We start from the raw sequence: 17,273 nt of genomic DNA, 5'->3' as shown, positions 1-17,273 counted from the left end.
GGGACCGGCGGGCTCGGCGTACGGCGAGCCCGCGCGTGCGCCGCCTCGCCGCATCAAGTCCGTCGGTATCCCGAAGAGCGCCCTACCCTCGCGCCTCCTTCGCCATCTGCTCGATGCGGCGCACGCGATGGTAGACCGCCGATTTCGACAGCGGCGGGTTTGCGCGTTCACCAAGCTCTTTGATCGTGGCATCGGGGTACGTCACCCGCAACCTGATGAACTCCTGCAAGGCGGGCGGCAGGTTCTCCATACCGTGAGCCTCGAGCACGACGCGTATGGCGAACAGCTGATCCACCGACGCACTCGCGGCCTTTGCCTGATTCGCCACTTCGGCATTCGTCATGCGGTTCACATCGTTGCGGACGCTTTTGATAACGCGCGCGTTTTCCATAGCGAGCGCGCTCTGATGTGCGCCCGTAAAGGCAAGGAACTCCAGAATGGCGCTGCCGCTTTTGAGGTAGACCATGTAGGAACTGCGCCTTTGCATGATGCGCGCCTTGATGCCCTTCTGGTCGAGCAGCTCCACGATGCCTTCGGCTAAAGCCTCGTTTTCGACCGTGATCTCGAAGTGGAAATCGCCGCGCGGATCGGCGACGAACCCGCCGCCTAGAAATGCACCGCGTAGGTAGGCGGCCGAGCAGCACTGCTTCTCGACAAGGTCGGGCTTGACCCCCATCTCGAGTCCGCCGTCGTCGGCAAGCACTCCCATATCCGCGAGGGACTCGGCCAGATGCAGCTGCGACGGCACCTCGATCAAGTAGTTCGGGGTCTTGTGCAGCACGCTGCGACGCACGGTGAGATGGGTCTTAACATGGTAGAGTTCGTGAAGGAGTCTGATAATCAGACGTGCGACGCCGGGAGCGTCGGTGGCCACCTCAAGCCGATAGGCACCCTGCCCGCTGAGGAACAGTGTCCCCTCGATGCGCACGAGTGCGGCAAGCGCCGCTTTCTCGCAATGCGTGCACGCCGGAGGAACGCGTGCGAGCTCGTCTTTTACCTCCGACGTGAACGACATAGCTTCAACACCCCCGAGAACGCGTCGCGCAGAGCCTTCGGGTCGTGCCACGTCGGACGGATCGGATCCACCAGGTTGCGAGCAATAACGACCGGTCCCTGCGCCTGAATGGCCTGCACGTCATGATAGCTCACGCGTACAGGGCGAATGCGCCCGGACAGCACCGCATCGTCCATCCCAGATGTCGAGGCATGCTCTGGTTCTGCGCCCGTGACAGCGCTGAACAGACCCGTCGCCGGGCTATCGGGCCGGAGGGGTACGACAGTATGAACCAGCATGTAGTCCACGAGCCCCTGCATCCCGTGATCCATAAGAGCCTCGACATGCTCGCGTGCCGTCAGACCCCACGTCTCGCCTTGCATATCGGCGAGCGAGCACACGAACAAGGTAGCGCCTTTCGAAGCGCGAATGGCATCGACGACGCCAGGTACCAGGAGGTTCGGGATGATGGATGTGAAGAGCGATCCCGGACCCAACACGATGAGGTCGGCCTCGCGGATGGCTGTGAGAGCCGGCGCATAGGGAACGATGCGATCGGCAGCGCTGAGCGCCACTTGATCAAGCGCCGTGCGGGAATGGCACGCGACCGCCTGGCCCTCGATGTAGCGGCCGTCGCGCGTTCGCGCGACAAGGGTCACCCGATCGAGCGTGGAGGGGTACACGTGCCCGCGCGCGTTCAGCAGCCGCTCGCAGATGGCGACGGCTTCGGGGAACGATCCTGCCGCATCCTCGAGCGCCGAGAGCATGAGATTGCCGAGCGTATGGTTGCGTGCGAAGGAGAATCGGTACTTGAATGCGCGCGTGAGCGGATCGCTCGCATCGGAGGCCATGGCGGCGATACATTTGCGCACGTCGCCCGGCGGCGTCACATCGGCCTCCTCGCGCAGGATGCCGGTGGAGCCTCCATCGTCGGCCATCGCCACGACGGCGTTCGTCTCCAATCCCATGGACAAAAGCGTCCTGATGGATACCGGAGCGCCCGTGCCGCCACCTATGACGACAGCACGGAGGCGCTCGCCAGGCACGACGACCGAACGCTCGGATTCGAGCGCCGCGAACGCAGCGGTAGCTGAAGGATCATGACTGAATGCAGGCATTTCCATCGTCGACATCCTATGCCTTCGAATCCGGCGAGGGCACGCGACTCGCAGAATCGTCCGAGGCCGGCCCCGTGGAGCACGGATCCTCGAACGAGCCGGGCGCCGCTGCTCGCGGATCGGCGACAAGGCGCCCGTCGGCGCCCTCGGCAAGCGCCAGGTCGCGATGCGCGATGCTCACGCGGTAGCCCTTCGTCTTCAGGTAGTCGCCTGTAGACTCCGCGAGCGCAACAGAGCGGTGCTGCCCACCGGTGCATCCCACAGCGATGGCGAGCTGCTGCTTGCCCTCGGCAACGTAGCCGGGCATGACGCAGTCGAGCAGCGCCCGCCAGCGCGCTTCGAACTCTTCGGTCTCGGGACGGTACAGCACGAAATCGCGAACCGGCTTATCGAGGCCCGTGAGGCCACGCAGCTGCGGCTCGTAGTAGGGATTCGGCAGAAAGCGAACGTCCATGACGAGGTCGGCGTCGAGCGGCGCACCATGCTTGAACCCGAACGAGTAGACGGTCACCGACAGTCCCTGCTGCTCGGAACCGGGTGCGAACAGAGCCCGAATGGTCGCGCGGAGCTGCGCAGGGAGCATGTCGGTGGTGTCTACCACGTGATGGGCGCTCTCGCGCAACTCGAACAGCAAGTCGCGCTCGCGCTCGATACCCTGCGCGATGGAGGAGCCGTCCGTGCAAAGCGGGTGTCGGCGGCGGCTCGACTTGTAGCGCGCAACCAACTTCTCGTCGTCAGCATCGAGGAAGAGCACCCTATAATAGATGCCGAGCGCTTTGAGCTTCTTCAGCTCGCTGTTCAAGTTTGTAAAGAAATCGCGATTGCGAGCATCGCACACGACGGCCAGACGGCGCTTTGCATCAGGCTGGCCCGGCATTCCGGTGAGTTCAAGCAAGTTGCCGATAAGACTCGAGGGCAGATTGTCGACGCAGAAGTAACCTAGATCCTCAAAAGCGTGCATGGCCTCGGTGCGCCCCGCTCCGCTCATGCCGCTCACTACAACCAACTCGGGCATGTCCGCCAATCCGGCATTCACATCAGCCATACCGTCATCCTTCCATGTCTTCTTGCTCGCTGCGACCCTGCACGGCAACCCGTACCGCCTCGTCCACGACAGGCGACCAGGTGCCGGCCGGGCCCTCGCCTGCGGGCGGGCAGGCGGCCGCACGCTCGTCGAGCGCATCGGCAGCGTCCAGGCCGTCAGTCGCATCGATGGCGGGCGCGCGGACGACCTCGTCGACCTCGCCTCCCACGACGCGCTCGTCCTTCCGCTCGTTATTATACTGCTGCAGCACGCGGTAGAGCTCCTCGGCCACCTCGTTCGGCACGACGCGCGCCTCCTTGATCTCCTCGAGCGTGGCGCCTTTCAGGTTCCTGAAGGACTTGAAGTGCTTGAGCAGCGCCTTCTTGCGCACCGGGCCCAAACCCGTCACGTCGTCGAGGATGGAGGCCGTCATGCCCTTACCGCGCAGCTCGCGGTGGAACGTGATGGCGAAACGGTGCGCCTCGTCGCGGACCTGCTTCACCAGGTAGAGCGACGCCGAGCCGCTGGGCAGCACGACGGGGCCCGTGTCCTGCCACGGCACGAACAGCTCCTCGTCGCGCTTGGCCAGGCCGCACAGCGCTATGTCGTCGATGCCCATCTGCTCGAACATCTCGAGCGCCGCCGACAGCTGCGGCTTGCCGCCGTCGAGGATGATGAGGTCGGGCTTGCTGCCGAAGCGCTCGTCGGCCATGCGCTCGGGCGCGTAGCGGCGGCTCATGACCTCCTGCATGGACAGGAAGTCGTTCGCCTCGTCGAGCGGCGTCTTGATCTTGAAGCGGCGGTACTGATTCTTGTCGGGCTTGCCGTTCGTGAACACCACCATCGAGGCCACCGTGTAGGAGCCGTGGATGGTGGAGATGTCGAAGCACTCGATGCGCATGGGCGGCTCGTCGAGGGCGAGCGCGCTCTCCAGCTGCAGAAGCGCGTTGTTGATGCGCTTGTCGTCGTAGTTCGTGCGCACCTTGTAGCGCATGAGCGTGTGCTTCGCGTTCGTCTCGGCCATGCCAACGAGCTCGGCCTTCTCGCCCTTCTGCGGAGCGCAGATGCGTACCTTGGCGCCATGGGGGCTGGCCAGCTTCTCCGTGAGCCATGCCTCCATGGCGTCATTGTCCTCGGGCTCATCGCGCAGGATGACCTCGTGCGGGATGGAGGTGGTGGCGTCGTAGTAGCGCAGGAGGAACATGTGCAGCAGGTCCTGGTCGGGCACGTCCTTGCCGCGGTTCAGCACGAACTCGTTGGAGTTGATGATGCGTCCCTCGCGCACCATGAACACGTGCACGCCCGCCACCGTCTCCTCGCGGAACAGGCCCACGACGTCGGCGTCGAGGTTGCGCGTGGACACCGCGTGCTGCCTGTCGGTGAGGCTGTTGATCGTGTCGATGCGGGCCTTGATGCGCGCCGCGCGCTCGAAGTCGAGCTCGGCGGCGGCGGTCTGCATCTCCTCGGTCAGCTCGTCGACGAACTCGCGGTGCTGGCCCGCAAGGAAGCGCTCGATGCGCTTGACGTTGACCCGGTACTCCTCGGGCGTGATGCCGCCGCAGCACGCGCCGGGGCCGAGGCCCACGTGCGCGTCGAAGCACGGGCGCGCGTCGCGGTCGAGCAGGGCGAGCGGGTCCTTGTCGAGGCGGCGCTTGAGCCCGCGCCAATCGGCGCACGACGTGGCGCACAGCGGCACGACGCGGCGGGCGATGTCCACCATGTCGCGGGCGGCGCGGCTGTCGGTGTAGGGGCCGAAGTACTTGGTGTCGGGGCGGTGCTTCTCGCGCGTGTACTTGATGGCGGGAAAGACGTCGCCCTTCGTGAGCGCGATGAAGGGGTAGGACTTGTCGTCCTTGAAGTCGGCGTTGAAGAACGGGGCATGCTGGTTGATGAGGTTCTTCTCCAGCACGAGCGACTCGTGCTCGTTCTCCACCACGAGGTAGTCGAAGCTGTCGATCTGGTCGACCAGAAGCGGGATCTTCGCGCGCTCGTCCTGGTAGTTCACGTACTGGCGCATGCGAGCGCGCAGCTGCTTCGCCTTGCCCACGTAGATGACCTGGCCGGACTTGTCCTTCCACAGGTACACGCCCGGCAGCGTGGGCACGGCGTTCAGCTCCTGCTTGATGCGCTCGAGCTTGGCGGCGAGCGCATCGTCGGCGGAGCCATCCCCGCGCTCGCGCACGGCGCGGTTGAGCGCGGGCCGGCGGCGGCCCTCGCGCTCGAGGCGCTCGGCGGCCTCGGTATCGGCTGGTTCGTCGGCGTCCCAGCGCTCGAAGCCGCCCGCATCGGAGGCTTCGATGCTGCCGTCGGGAACGCTCGCTACGACATCCGGGAAGAGGCGCTCCACGCCGCCTCCGCCATCGCTCACGAAGCCGCCGCCTCCCAGGATGCCGCCGCCGTGTCCCTCTTCTATCGACTCGCCTTCACAGGCGCTCTCATGCAGATCGTCCATAGCCGCCAGTATAGCAAACCCTCGACGCGTCGCCTTGTGGCTCCTCATTCGGCAAACAAATGTTTCACGTGAAACACGCGATCGGGGATCATTGCCTCCTTTTCTCGGCCCGCGGGCTTCGCCGCAATCGCGACCTTTCGCCGGACAAGCCGCTTCCTTGCTACACGCACAGCAGCGAGGAGTCCGCCGCACGCACGCCTCGGCAGAAAGAAGCGCTTCGACGCCATCCGCTTTGTATAGGATCGCGAAATATACGAAACGTATATTCCCCGCTTGAGCCGCTTTTCCTATGGTTGCACTGCGGCGAGGGGGTTCGCGCTCCAACGCAGCGGAAAGTCGAGAAACGAAAGGGATCACTATGAAGAAAACCGTTCAACCACTAGAAACGCCGGGCGGCTCAGGCGTGCCGGGCGGCTCAGGCGTGCCGGGCGGCTCAGGCGTCTCAAGGAGGGCGTTTATCCGCAATGCGACCGTGGCAGCGGGTGCGATCGGAGCGATGGGAACGCTCGGCCTGGCCGGATGCGCTCCGCAGAAAAGCTCCGAGGCGGACGGCGCCGACTCCGATGGACCGGGAACATTCGCCAGCGATACCCGCATGACCGCAAGCGCCGATGGGCTTGTTCCCGACACCACCGCCGATATCACCTACCTGCCGCGACGAGGCGAGTACCCGACACCCGCCGTCGAGGCTCCACCCACCACCGAATACACCTGCGACGTACTCGTGGTAGGCGGAGGCCTCACCGGCCTGAATGCCGCCTACGCCGCGGCTTCAGCGGGCAAGAGCGTCATCCTCGCCGAAAAAGGCACTCCCGGCTATTGCGGGCTTTCCGCATGGCCCAGCTGCACGGCCTATTACGATCCCGAGCTGGACGCCGATATGGATACCTGGGATCACTACATGCGCAACAGCTGCGATTGCTTTGCGAATCTGAATTGGGAGGATGCGTGGTGCGCGGAGTCGAAGGAGGCGTTCGAACGCCTGCAGCAATGGGGTTGGATCCAATCCTACGACCGCGCCGCCGACACCGAATTCTGGGTTGACGGTAACATCTACCACGACGACCTCAAGGGCTACAAGAATTCCGTTCCCGACCGTCGCCGCGTGTTCTGCCAGGTCCTCGACGACAACGGGGTGACCACCCTCGATCACATCATGATCACCGACATCGTGGAGGAGAACGGAGTCTGCATGGGCGCCGTGGGCCTGCACTACCAAAGCGAGACGTTCGTCTCCATCGCCGCGAAGGCGGTCGTTCTGGCCACGGGCAACGGCGTGATCAAGCCCATGGGCTATCCGATAGGCTCCGACACCTATGATGGCGTGTGGATCGGCTACAACCACGGCCTGCCCATCACGGGTCTGGAGTTCGAGGATTTCCACATGACCACGAGCTACGCGCCTTCGAACTCCCTCACCAACAACGCCTACCCCTACCTCGAGCCCGTCTGGCCGACCGGCGGCACCGTGAGCGCGGAATCGATGAGCAAGCAGAAGAAGGTGAACGAGCGCTACACCGAATTCGCGAACGGCTTCAACCTGGAATACAACGACATCACGCTCATGGACGGCGAAGAGAGCGGGGCGGCGGCATCGGTCGCCAGCACCAACGGCAACGAGAGCGATCCGCGCAAAGGCAAGATGACCAGCCCCCTGCCGAAGGGGCACGTCTACGGAGCCGCCGTCGGCATGAGTGTGCACACGGCGGCGGGCATCTGGTGTGGCGTGGACGACCTCACCTGCGCGACCGGCCTGCCCGGCCTCTATGCCGCCGGCGACGGCACCAACGGTTGCTACGTCGGAGGGCCCTGCTACGGAGCCCAGCGCGGCTCCACTTCCAGCTTCATGAGCGTGCAGGGCTTCCATGCCGGAACCTACGCCGCCCAGTACGCCGACGGCGTCGGCGACGTGACGCTTCCGCAAGCCGCGGTGGATCAGCTCAAGGAAAAGGCGCTGCAGCCCACCACATTGGAGCGCGGCTACCATCCCGAATGGATCAAGGAAGTGCTGCACTCTATCATGGCTCCGGGATGGATGAACTGGGGAGGTGCGACCGAAGAGACCCTCAACGCGGCGCTGACGAACATCACCACGTTGCGCGACCTCGTTAAAGACAAGATTTACGCCCAGTCCGGACACGCGCTGCGGCAGGCTCACGAAGCCGAGCACCTGCTGCTCGCCATGGAGCTGAAAGTGCGCGCGAAACTCGAGCGCAAAGAATCACGCGGACACCATTACCGCAAAGATTATCCGTCGCGCGACGACAAGTACCTGTACTTCCTCACCATGACGAAAGGCGAAGACGGCAGCATTTCATGGGGCAAGGTCGATCTGCCCGAACGTTGGACGGGCGACGTGAACGCAGACTACCTCGCCCGCTATCCCGTGCCGCAGAATCCCCTGGACGCCAAGCTGCATTACCCCGAGGCAAACTAGCCTCTCCGGTTGAACCGATCCTCACACAAGAAGAAAACCACGAACGAAAGGATGGCCTGATGTCAGTCATTCGTCAAAACCTCGACTCATGCATCGGATGCGAGACATGCGTGAACGTGTGCCCTATGGACGTCTTCCGCATGGACGCCGACCATATGAAGTCGGTTATAGCCTACGTGCAAAGCTGCCAAACCTGCGGCCAATGCTGGCTCAACTGCCCCACCGATTCCATCGGCCTGCAAGATGCCGAAGTAAGCTTCGGCATCAACTACGGCAGATAATCGAACAGACGCGAGGCGAACGGGCCGCAGGGCCAAACCGAGGCTCGGCGGCCCGTTCGCCTCACAGAACAGCACCGGCGCGATACGAGAGAGGACGCGCTACATGAAAAGATCCCGCCCATCCACGAAGCCGATCAGCTCCTGCTTCGAATGGACGCCGATCTTGCGATATACGCGCGACGTGTAGCTTTTCACCGTCGGCTCAGAAACGTAGAGCATCTCGGCAATCCGCTTCGCGCTGTAGCCGCGGTAAACTAGGACCCCCACCTCCAATTCCCGTTCCGTCAGTCCCACATTCGCGAAAGCCCTCTTTGCGGCTTCGTTGTGCGAAGAATGAGCATCCTCGGAAGCTTTCCGGGCGATTTGCAGCGCATACACGCTCAGGTACGCGATCGTTCCCAAGGCTGTCACGCACAACGCCACCGTCACCACCGAATTGAGGGCATCGCTCGATACGACGCTTTCCGCGATGGGCACGAGATAGCGGAAATCGAAGGAGAGCATCCACGGCAAAGCAACTAAGAGAATACCGAGGATGCCGAATGCGAGGACCGCGGACAAACGCTTGCGGGCGGCGGCGTAAGCGAAGGTCATCCAGATGAAAACCTCCACGCAGTGCTCACCGGCAATCAACACGCGCCGCGCGAGCACGCTTCCGTCGTCGGGGAAGAGGGCGACCATCAAAAGGCCTACCATATACACGCTGGCCAAGATGATGAACACCACAACGAGCCCGCTCTCCGGATCTGCGAATCGTCGGAGACAGAGCACCACTGCGGAAAAAGTACACAAGCACAAAACCGATGCGAACAGCTTGCTGGACATCGACGCATCCCCCGAGAACTCGGGAATCCGCAGACGGACGTAGACGACGCAAAAGTAGACGAGCAGCATCATGAGCGCAGCCATGCGCCATGGAAGCTGTCGCATGGACGATAGATCGAACGTGCGCGACAATGACGCGCCACGCGCCGAAAAAGCCGCGCACATTCCCGTACAAACCGCGCACACAAGAAGAAACGGCGCATAGGGCAAAAAACCGCTGCAAACCACGATCAGCCCCAGCTGCGATGCCGCGAACGAGATGGCAATACCGAGCACCGCCCGGCCTCCGCCATCGCTTGAGAGCCGACACCCCCAGAGCAGTACAAACGCAGCTTCGAATGTCGCGACAAGCGGCATGCCCGCCATAATGAGAATGCGCGAAGAGGAGGACCCTGCTTCGCAGGCGATCAGGAGAGCGTGACCGACCGCGCCAAGGAACCCGCCGAGCACGGGGATCGTCCGACTCGATCGGAACAGGGCTTCGAGCCGCCTTCGAAGCGCGATCATCACGGCGAAAGCGACGATCAACTCGATGGAATAGCACAGATGGAAAAAAGCAACCGTCGCAGCATCCATCGACGCTATCGATGGAACCACCGATAGCGGGTAGAAACCCGAGGACTGCAGACACGGCCACAAAAACGCCAATCCGGCAAGCTCCCAAGCCCGCGTCGAATTGAATGCGGCCTTACTCGTCGTCGCCAAAACCCCTCCAACTCCCCCTCGGACACTTCATATTGTAGCACGCCCGAAGATGAGCCCCGCCCCTGCACCCTCCTTGGCGGATCGAAGGAGGCTTCTGCGGCGGCGACCCTGCGCAAGCGATGCGGTAACGGCGTGAACGCTTTGCGCAGCCAACGACAACCTGAAGCCCCTCGAGGGCGTCCCCTCGGGAAACGCATTCAATCGGAATGAGATGCTGATTCAAGAAATCACCCAAAACGTTCTAAATGTCCGTAAAGGTGTTGATAATCCTTAGAATCTCCCTATAATACACTGCGGTTCGCGATCACAAATAAGGGGAGGAAGCAATCTTTGTTGCGAAACTGTTGCGAGAGACGCAGTACCCTCAATTCGGTCGGAGCCGTACCCGGAGACGTTTCAAGAGGATGAAACTCCCACTCCCATCTTGCATCCCCGCTCCCTGCGACGGTTGCAGGAACCCCATCCCCCGTGCCCTGTCGTTGCGCCAGGGCGGATTTTAGAAAGGAAGGTGATTGTAATGGCTTCAGCTGATGCGAACACTTCGTTCCACGGAATCGCAGCGCGTCTTGACCGCATCCCGATCTCCGGCTTCCACAAAAAGGTTATGTGGTTGCTTGCCGGCCTCACGTTCTGCGACTCTGTCGATATGGGTGTCGGCGGACCCATCGGCATGGTCCTGCAAGATCAGGGCTTCATGACGCTTGAACAGTTCGCTTTCTTCAACTCCATTACGATGGTCGGATACCTGATCGGCGGCCTGTTGGCCGGCGCCATCTCCGACGGTATCGGACGTCGCAAGGCGGTTCTCGTCTGCGGCAGCCTCTTCACCGTATTCTGCTTCGTGGCAGCCGCCTCTCCCGACGCGAACTTCCTCACCGGATGCCGTTTCTTCATGGGCGTCGGCCTTGGTGCCGCGTTCCCGGCGGGCTATTCGGCGCTGACCGAGTTCACGCCTCCACAGAAGCGCGGCAAGTACCAGTCCTACGTCGGCCTCATCGCCAACTGCGGTACGCTCTTCGCTTCTGTGATGAACCTCATCATCCTGCCGATCGCCGGCTGGCGCGAGGTGTTCGTTTTCTGCGGCGTCCTCGGTGCAGTCGTGATGGTGCTGTGCTTCTTCTACCTGATCGAGTCGCCTCGTTGGCTCGCCCTCATGGGCCGCAACGAGGAAGCTGGCAAGATCGTGTCGAACCTCGAGAACAAGATCGCCTCCAAGGGCGTGGCGCTTCCGCCAGTCCCCGCCGAAGAGATCGAGCGCCGCGAGCATGCCGAGAACGTGACGCAGCTGCCGTGGAAGTTCCTCTTCACCAAGAAGATGATCACCCGCACGCTCACGGCCATGTTCCTCTGCTTCGTCATGAACGTCCTGGTGTACACGGTCATTTCCTGGACGCCGACCATCCTGAAGGCGAACGGCTTCGACACGGGCCTCTCCACGCTCATGACCGTTGTCATGCAGCTGGGCATCCCGGTGGGCGTCGGCCTTCTGACGTTCTACGTCGAAAAGGTCAACCGCAAGACCATCCTGATCGTGACCTTCGTTCTGATCGCCATCCTGGGTCCCATTTGGTCCATGCTGCCGACCGACCAGCCTGCTCTGGTCATGTTCTTCGGATTCCTCGTGTGCGTGTGCACGTTCACGAACTCCGTCACCACGTCGGCGATTTATCTGTCCGAACCGTTCCCGACCGCCTGCCGTATTCGCGGTGCCGGTGTGGCGAACGCCTTCGGTCGTCTGGGCGGTATCTTCAGCCCGATGTGGATCGCGTTCTTCGTGGCAAGCCCCATGGGCACGCTCGGTGCGTACGTTATCAACTCCGCGCTGGCCATCTTCATGGCCATCTGGCTTGCGATCTTCGGCGTCGAGACGCGCGGTCGTACGCTTGAGGACATCACCAAGGGTCTGCTGGACAAGTAAACGTTTTTTCTTCATCCTCGAACAACGTTTCCCAGAAGAGGGCTTCGTGCATCGAAGCCCTCTTCTCTTCCCCGGACAGCCGAAAGCGCCACGGCGCCGCAGGACACCAGATAGAAAGCTGTCGTTTGTGCGGTGAACGCGCCGCAGAATGCGATCGCGCACCGAACAACCTGCGCCTTTTGGTACCATGATCCCTGTTAGCACCTATTCCGAAACCTCGGCGACAAGAAGGAAGGCCGCCTTCTATGGCACGAAAGAAAAAGAAGACCGGGCTCGTTGACGAGCCGAAGCCCGAGCGCAAACCGCACATTGTCTGGTTCGATGCCGACGGTGTCGAGATCGGCGATGACGGTTACCCTATGACGCGCATCCGAACGAGGATGCATCGCCTGTTCAACGCTCTGTTTGTGTGGGCTATCATCGCCGTGCTGATCGGCATTTTCTGCACGGTTTTCGCCTACGCACAGAATCAGGAGTTCTTTCTTGTCGGCAACCTCGACGTGGAAATGAGAGGCGGAACACAGCTGAACGGCTACGATTTCGCCTTCCTGCTCCGGGTCGAAGGCTTGCTCTGCCTCTTCACGGCGCTTCTGAGCTTCTGCGCCAATTTCATCGGTTTCAACTGGATGTACGATAAGCGCAGCCCGCGAGCTATCACGAGTATAATCGCGGTGATCGGCATCGGCTCGATCCTCTACGAGCTCGCAGCGCTTTTGGTCGTGCACGTGCCCGACCCCGTATCCGTGGTCAACATCGTCCTGGCGGCGCTTGTTTTCACCACGATGGCTGCGGTCGAACGCGAGAAGCCCACGCTCAAAAAGGCGAAACGCGTCACGAAGGTCATCAAGAAGAGATAGCTCGGCTTACAAGCAACCGGACATGAGTACATGTTCTCGTCCGCATGAATTGCACGATCCCACGCATCGAGCTCTCAAGCGCAAGCCGCAAAGCCACACGACTTGCAGTCGGGCGGCTTTGCGGCTTGCGCGACCATCGTCCTCCACATCCACAACCGTTCTCGAATCTTTTTGTTTCAAGTTCTTTAAATAACGATTTCCCGACCGTCCCCCTCTTTATAATAGAGTGGTTAGCGCATTTCCCCCTGAAGGAGGTCCCACGAAGATGAGTTATGTCGAACGCGTCATCGAGCAGGTGAAGGCCAAGAACCCCAACGAGCCCGAGTTCATTCAGGCCGTCACCGAGGTGCTCACCTCACTCGAGCCGGTCATCGAGTCGAATCCCGCCTACGAGAAGGCGGCGCTGCTCGAACGCATCGTCGAACCCGAGCGCGTCATCATGTTCCGCGTGCCCTGGACCGACGACGCAGGCAACGTGCACGTCAACCGCGGCTATCGCGTGCAGTTCAACAGCTGCCTGGGGCCCTACAAGGGAGGGCTTCGCCTGCACCCATCGGTGAACCTCGGCATCATCAAGTTCCTCGGCTTCGAGCAGATTTTCAAGAACAGCCTGACCACCCTGCCCATGGGCGGCGGCAAGGGCGGTTGCGACTTCGACCCCAAGGGCAAATCGGACATGGAGATCATGCGCTTCTGCCAGAGCTTCATGACCGAGCTGTTCCGCCACATCGGCGCCGACACCGACGTGCCGGCCGGCGATATCGGCACAGGCGCCCGCGAGATCGGTTTCATGTTCGGCCAGTACAAGCGCATCAAGAATGTGTGGGAAGGCGTGCTCACAGGCAAGGGCCTGTCCTACGGCGGATCGCTGGCGCGCACGCAGGCCACCGGCTACGGGCTCGTCTACTTCGTTCAGGAGTATTTGAACTGCCATGACGACTCCTTCGAGGGCAAGACGGTTGCCGTGTCCGGCTCGGGCAATGTCGCCATCTACGCCACCGAGAAGGCGCAGCAGCTCGGCGCGAAAGTGGTCACCCTCTCCGACTCCACCGGCTGGATCCACGACCCGGCAGGCATCGACCTCGCGCTGGTGAAGCAGATCAAGGAAGTGGAGCGCGGCCGCATCTCCGAATACGCCGCGCGCAAGGAGGGCGTCGTATATACACAAGGCCGCGGCGTGTGGAGTGTACCTGTTGACATCGCCCTGCCCTGCGCCACGCAGAACGAGCTTTTGATCGACGACGCCAAGCAGCTCGTGGCCAACGGCGCGAAGATCGTCGCCGAGGGCGCGAACATGCCCACCACGATGGACGCCACCGACTACCTTATGGACAACGGCGTGGTCTTCTGTCCCGGCAAAGCTGCCAACGCCGGCGGCGTGGCCACCTCCGGCCTCGAGATGTCCCAGAACTCCGAGCGTCTGTCCTGGACGTTCGAGGAGGTTGACACGAAGCTGCAGAGCATCATGAAGAACATCTACCACGCGGCCGACGACGCGGCCCGCGAGTACGGCCACGAGGGCAACTACGTCATGGGCGCCAACATCGCCGGCTTCAAGAAACTCGCCGACGCCATGATGGCCCAGGGCATCGTGTAGGACAAGCGGAATACAAGGCGAATACGAGAGCGGCCCGCCAGTTCGCGGGCCGCTCTCGTGGTTCCGGTAGCGCAGGAAGCCTAACCTTGGCGCTTCCGTGCCGGCGCGCAACTTTCGGGTTTATCGCGCTCAAGCAGCGATATCGTGCGCTCCACAAGAGCGGTCAGGTCGGCGCCATCCTCTGGATAGTATACGGCCGCCGACCGCACGCGGCAGAACGTCTTCTTTCCGTCGATGCGGACCTTCCACATGAGAGCCAGCTCGAGCGCGCGCATTAGGTCCGCGAGCGCATGCGTTTCGATCCGTTCGCGAACGGCAACGACAAAGGCTCCGCTGCCGATGCGGGCTTCCACATGGTTGCTGTGCACGACGGCATCGATCTCCTCACGCACCTTCCCCAGATAGCAGCGGCGCGCTTCCCAACTGATGGCGAACGCCGTTTTCTCGAAATCGTCCACCATCAGGCAGATCAGTGTGAGCGGCTCCCCCGAGCCGCCCGCTGCCTTATCGAACGTCTCGACAAAGCCGTCGTAGGTGAACATCCCCGTCTCCTGGTCGATGCGCTTCTCTCTTTCGATCCGCTGGCGCATGCGGCGTATGCGCAGAGCCATGAACGCGGCGACGACGACGAGCAGCGCGAACCCGACCGAGCACGCCGCAATGCAGAACATCCACGACTGCGGAACCCAGCCGTCTGCCGGCATGATGGACAGCGTCCACTGGGTGGGCATGTCGAAGGATGTCTTGGCCCCGTGAGAGAAATCATGCCCCCGTTCGAAACGGCGATGATGTCTTTGCGACCGTCCTGAGGGCTGACCGCCCACAGTTCATAGAGGTAACCTTCGTCTTCAAGCATCGAAAGATCGAGCTGGTCGATGACGTACTCCGCCTTCAAGCCAACCGCGATCTCACCGTAATACGCACCATCGACGTCCACTGGTTCGATGAACAAAAACGCCTGCATACCGTTCGAGAGCTCGACCGGGCCTTCGACAACGAATCCGTCGATCCACTTGGCAAGCGTATAGACATAGGTGAACTGGGTAAGATCGCGTCCCACCAAGTCGGCGAACCGATCCTCAGGAAACGCATAGCGCATCGTCTCGTCCACCACGTATCCCATGTAGATCGCCTCGTCGCGTTCGAGCAACTCGGCCGCCGAGGCGGCCAACCAAGATTCATCGTCGGGATCCACCTTGAGAGCGGCGACGAAATCGCTCGTCTGGCTCAGATCGCCGCGCAGCTTCAAGGTAATGGTCTGCTGGAAGGAAGCCAACACGTTGTCCGCATCGTGTCTGCGGGCGTTCTCCACTTCTCCATAAACGAATAGTCCAAGCGCAGCGCACGCTGCAATCACCACAAGAGAGAACGCCGCGAACTCAACAGCGCCGCGAAGGCCTTTCCGTTTCATGACCGTTCCTCGTCCTGGTAGATGCAGAACGACTCCTTCCCGCGCTGCTTGACGCGATACAGCGCGCTGTCGGCTTGTTTCATGAGCTCGTCTGCGCTCGCCTGATGATCCCATACCGACACGCCCACGCTGCAGTGAACCGAGAATGCGGAGCCGGTGGTTTGGACGTCTGCATGCAAGCTGCTCGTGAGCTCCTCGAGAACGCGATACAGCTCGCTTCTATCGTCGAAGTCGGTCATGAGCAGCGTGAACTCGTCTCCGCCGTAACGCCCCACCAGCCCGTCGTAGCGACGCTCATACTCCCGTAGAAGGTACCCGACGCTCTTGAGTGCAACGTCGCCGGTCGCATGGCCGAACGTGTCGTTAACATGCTTGAAATCGTCGAGATCGATGAAACAAAGCGCGTAGATGCCGTCGTCGGCGTTCTCCAGCACGTTTTGCAAACGGCTGGCGAACACGGAGCGCGTCATCGTGCCCGTCAGGCCGTCCGAAAGACCCGAAGAAGTGAGCTCGAGGATGTCGGCTATGCCGGCGTCGGCGGGCTGATCGTCGCTATAGAGCTTCTTCTGCAGTTCCGACACCGACCTTTCCAACGTGCGCGCTTCTTGCATCTGCCGCATGAAGCTGCGCCTCATGATAAGGAAGGCCGTGGCTATCAAGACAACAGCCACAAGCGCCAGGGGAGAGATAGCCCACATGACCTTGGAGTAGGCTTCCCAGAAACTCGTCGCGCACACAGCATCCCACTCGGTCTCCGCGATGGGAGCGACCGTGTAGTACTTCACATCTAAGCCGTTTACAGTCCAGAAGCTCACCGGATTCAACGCGAGCAGCTCGCTCTGCACGGTGTCGGCCGTCATCCCGAAGGCGATAGAGTCACGGATAGGATCGAGGAAAGGGTCGTCGTACACGAAACCCGAAGTGGCGGACATAACCTGCCCTTTACCGCCGATCACCAGGGATTTCACATAGGAGCTGGCAAGGCTGTCGTCGAGCATGGCCATGATCTCGTCGAAGTATATGGACGCGAACACCGAGCCCGTCATCGCGCCCTGCTCGTCGCGCAACGGCACGATGATGGTGTAGTTGAGCGTCGTTCCGTCCGCGCCCGCCACGAAGCTGTCGGTGACGTAGCGTTGGCCGGTGGAGTACACGCGCTGCATATGCGAACGGCTGGCCAGGCTAGCGGCTCCCGTGGCATCCCACACGTTGATGTCTTCGTCGACATAGCACAATAAAAAGAACCCGAAATGCTCGTTCACTGCGTCGACCAGATTCACCTTCTCCATGACATCGACGTCGGGATCGGAGAGCGTAGGATGTTCGGACAGTGTCTCGAGCAGCTTGAACGTTTCATCGATGCGGTCTTCTATGCGAGGTTGGGCTGCCGCAAGCGTCACATCGGCCTCGTGCTGCATATCGTACACCGCAATAACGGCACCGGTCAGACACACGGCCACGACGGAAGCGAGCGCAAGCAGAACGCCGCATACGGCCATCCGCCTGAACGAGAATCGCGAACGCCCTCGTGATGTGCTGGAATCTTCCGCCATGCAGCTCCTCTTCTTCTGAAGGCAGATAAGATCAGCATACCATAACAGCACCCCCCCCCCGGGGTCACCCCCTTGCATCGAGAACCGACGACAGGGCGGGG

The 17,273-nt window shown here is 61.7% G+C and carries 13 protein-coding genes; 6 read left to right on the top strand and 7 right to left on the bottom strand.

Going from position 1 to position 17,273, the window contains the following annotated elements; all coding sequences use genetic code 11:
- Nucleotides 1-82 precede the first annotated feature (82 nt).
- Genes whiA through uvrC form a run of 4 tightly spaced genes read right to left on the bottom strand, consistent with a single transcriptional unit; the run spans nt 83 to nt 5,588 of the window.
- The gene (gene whiA, locus ABGT83_RS05710; RefSeq protein ID WP_103264358.1) at nt 83-1,015 is read right to left on the bottom strand and encodes a DNA-binding protein WhiA; all 933 of its coding nucleotides are present in this window, start codon (nt 1,013-1,015) and stop codon (nt 83-85) included.
- On the bottom strand, nt 994-2,127 hold the full coding sequence (locus ABGT83_RS05705; protein WP_239926277.1) for a gluconeogenesis factor YvcK family protein: 1,134 nt from the start codon (nt 2,125-2,127) through the stop codon (nt 994-996). Before ABGT83_RS05705 ends, whiA begins: the two co-directional genes overlap by 22 nt.
- 1 nt (nt 2,128) lies before the next feature.
- On the bottom strand, nt 2,129-3,157 hold the full coding sequence (rapZ, locus tag ABGT83_RS05700) for an RNase adapter RapZ (RefSeq protein ID WP_346686413.1): 1,029 nt from the start codon (nt 3,155-3,157) through the stop codon (nt 2,129-2,131).
- 4 nt (nt 3,158-3,161) lie between these two features.
- A complete protein-coding gene (uvrC, locus tag ABGT83_RS05695) occupies nt 3,162-5,588 on the bottom strand; it encodes an excinuclease ABC subunit UvrC (RefSeq protein ID WP_346686411.1) in 2,427 nt (808 codons plus the stop codon).
- Nucleotides 5,589-5,946: 358 nt separating this feature from the next.
- Between uvrC and ABGT83_RS05690 the strand changes: the two genes are divergently transcribed.
- Nucleotides 5,947-8,025 (top strand): FAD-binding protein, encoded by a 2,079-nt coding sequence (locus ABGT83_RS05690; RefSeq protein WP_346686410.1) that lies wholly within the window; start codon nt 5,947-5,949, stop codon nt 8,023-8,025.
- Nucleotides 8,026-8,084: 59 nt separating this feature from the next.
- Complete coding sequence (locus tag ABGT83_RS05685; RefSeq protein ID WP_103264355.1) at nt 8,085-8,306, top strand: 4Fe-4S dicluster domain-containing protein; 222 nt, start codon at nt 8,085-8,087, stop codon at nt 8,304-8,306.
- 99 nt (nt 8,307-8,405) lie between these two features.
- On the opposite strand, the gene ABGT83_RS05680 is transcribed toward ABGT83_RS05685, so the two are convergent.
- Nucleotides 8,406-9,836 carry a helix-turn-helix transcriptional regulator gene (locus ABGT83_RS05680; RefSeq protein ID WP_346686409.1) on the bottom strand — a complete coding sequence of 477 codons (1,431 nt, stop codon included), beginning with the start codon at nt 9,834-9,836 and terminating at the stop codon, nt 8,406-8,408.
- 517 nt (nt 9,837-10,353) lie between these two features.
- Between ABGT83_RS05680 and ABGT83_RS05675 the strand changes: the two genes are divergently transcribed.
- The 3 genes from ABGT83_RS05675 to gdhA all read left to right on the top strand — a co-directional run bounded on the left by ABGT83_RS05675 (nt 10,354) and on the right by gdhA (nt 14,208).
- Nucleotides 10,354-11,754 (top strand): MFS transporter, encoded by a 1,401-nt coding sequence (locus ABGT83_RS05675; RefSeq protein ID WP_103264353.1) that lies wholly within the window; start codon nt 10,354-10,356, stop codon nt 11,752-11,754.
- Nucleotides 11,755-11,999: 245 nt separating this feature from the next.
- Nucleotides 12,000-12,611 (top strand): hypothetical protein, encoded by a 612-nt coding sequence (locus ABGT83_RS05670; RefSeq protein WP_346686407.1) that lies wholly within the window; start codon nt 12,000-12,002, stop codon nt 12,609-12,611.
- A 265-nt stretch (nt 12,612-12,876) separates the two neighbouring features.
- Nucleotides 12,877-14,208 (top strand): NADP-specific glutamate dehydrogenase, encoded by a 1,332-nt coding sequence (gene gdhA / locus ABGT83_RS05665; RefSeq protein ID WP_103264351.1) that lies wholly within the window; start codon nt 12,877-12,879, stop codon nt 14,206-14,208.
- Nucleotides 14,209-14,288: 80 nt separating this feature from the next.
- Here the strand turns inward: gdhA and ABGT83_RS05660 are convergent, their stop codons facing one another.
- Nucleotides 14,289-14,939, bottom strand: a complete 651-nt coding sequence (locus ABGT83_RS05660; RefSeq protein ID WP_346686405.1) for a hypothetical protein — start codon at nt 14,937-14,939, stop codon at nt 14,289-14,291.
- Between the two features lie 8 nt (nt 14,940-14,947).
- Here ABGT83_RS05660 and ABGT83_RS05655 point away from each other — a divergent pair, with 8 nt between their 5' ends.
- The gene (locus ABGT83_RS05655) at nt 14,948-15,538 is read left to right on the top strand and encodes a hypothetical protein (RefSeq protein ID WP_346686403.1); all 591 of its coding nucleotides are present in this window, start codon (nt 14,948-14,950) and stop codon (nt 15,536-15,538) included.
- 77 nt (nt 15,539-15,615) lie between these two features.
- Here ABGT83_RS05655 and ABGT83_RS05650 read toward each other — a convergent pair whose 3' ends face one another.
- Entirely contained in the window at nt 15,616-17,172 is a 1,557-nt protein-coding gene (locus ABGT83_RS05650; RefSeq protein ID WP_346686401.1) for a GGDEF domain-containing protein, read from the bottom strand.
- Nucleotides 17,173-17,273: the final 101 nt, after the last annotated feature.

The sequence above is a fragment of the Enteroscipio rubneri genome (assembly GCF_963929405.1).
Lineage (GTDB): Bacteria > Actinomycetota > Coriobacteriia > Coriobacteriales > Eggerthellaceae > Enteroscipio > Enteroscipio rubneri.
Note: the sequence above shows the minus strand (reverse complement) of the source record. Positions and strands in the feature narration are given on the sequence as shown.

Excerpts from the sequence above, each read along its gene's own strand:
- whiA (WP_103264358.1), bottom strand. The coding sequence starts at position 1,015 with ATGTCGTTCACGTCGGAGGTAAAAGACGAGCTCGCACGCGTTCCTCCG.
- ABGT83_RS05705 (WP_239926277.1), bottom strand. The coding sequence starts at position 2,127 with ATGTCGACGATGGAAATGCCTGCATTCAGTCATGATCCTTCAGCTACC.
- rapZ (WP_346686413.1), bottom strand. The coding sequence starts at position 3,157 with ATGGCTGATGTGAATGCCGGATTGGCGGACATGCCCGAGTTGGTTGTA.
- uvrC (WP_346686411.1), bottom strand. The coding sequence starts at position 5,588 with ATGGACGATCTGCATGAGAGCGCCTGTGAAGGCGAGTCGATAGAAGAG.
- ABGT83_RS05690 (WP_346686410.1), top strand. The coding sequence starts at position 5,947 with ATGAAGAAAACCGTTCAACCACTAGAAACGCCGGGCGGCTCAGGCGTG.
- ABGT83_RS05685 (WP_103264355.1), top strand. The coding sequence starts at position 8,085 with ATGTCAGTCATTCGTCAAAACCTCGACTCATGCATCGGATGCGAGACA.
- ABGT83_RS05675 (WP_103264353.1), top strand. The coding sequence starts at position 10,354 with ATGGCTTCAGCTGATGCGAACACTTCGTTCCACGGAATCGCAGCGCGT.
- ABGT83_RS05670 (WP_346686407.1), top strand. The coding sequence starts at position 12,000 with ATGGCACGAAAGAAAAAGAAGACCGGGCTCGTTGACGAGCCGAAGCCC.
- gdhA (WP_103264351.1), top strand. The coding sequence starts at position 12,877 with ATGAGTTATGTCGAACGCGTCATCGAGCAGGTGAAGGCCAAGAACCCC.
- ABGT83_RS05660 (WP_346686405.1), bottom strand. The coding sequence starts at position 14,939 with ATGCCCACCCAGTGGACGCTGTCCATCATGCCGGCAGACGGCTGGGTT.
- ABGT83_RS05655 (WP_346686403.1), top strand. The coding sequence starts at position 14,948 with ATGTCTTGGCCCCGTGAGAGAAATCATGCCCCCGTTCGAAACGGCGAT.
- ABGT83_RS05650 (WP_346686401.1), bottom strand. The coding sequence starts at position 17,172 with ATGGCGGAAGATTCCAGCACATCACGAGGGCGTTCGCGATTCTCGTTC.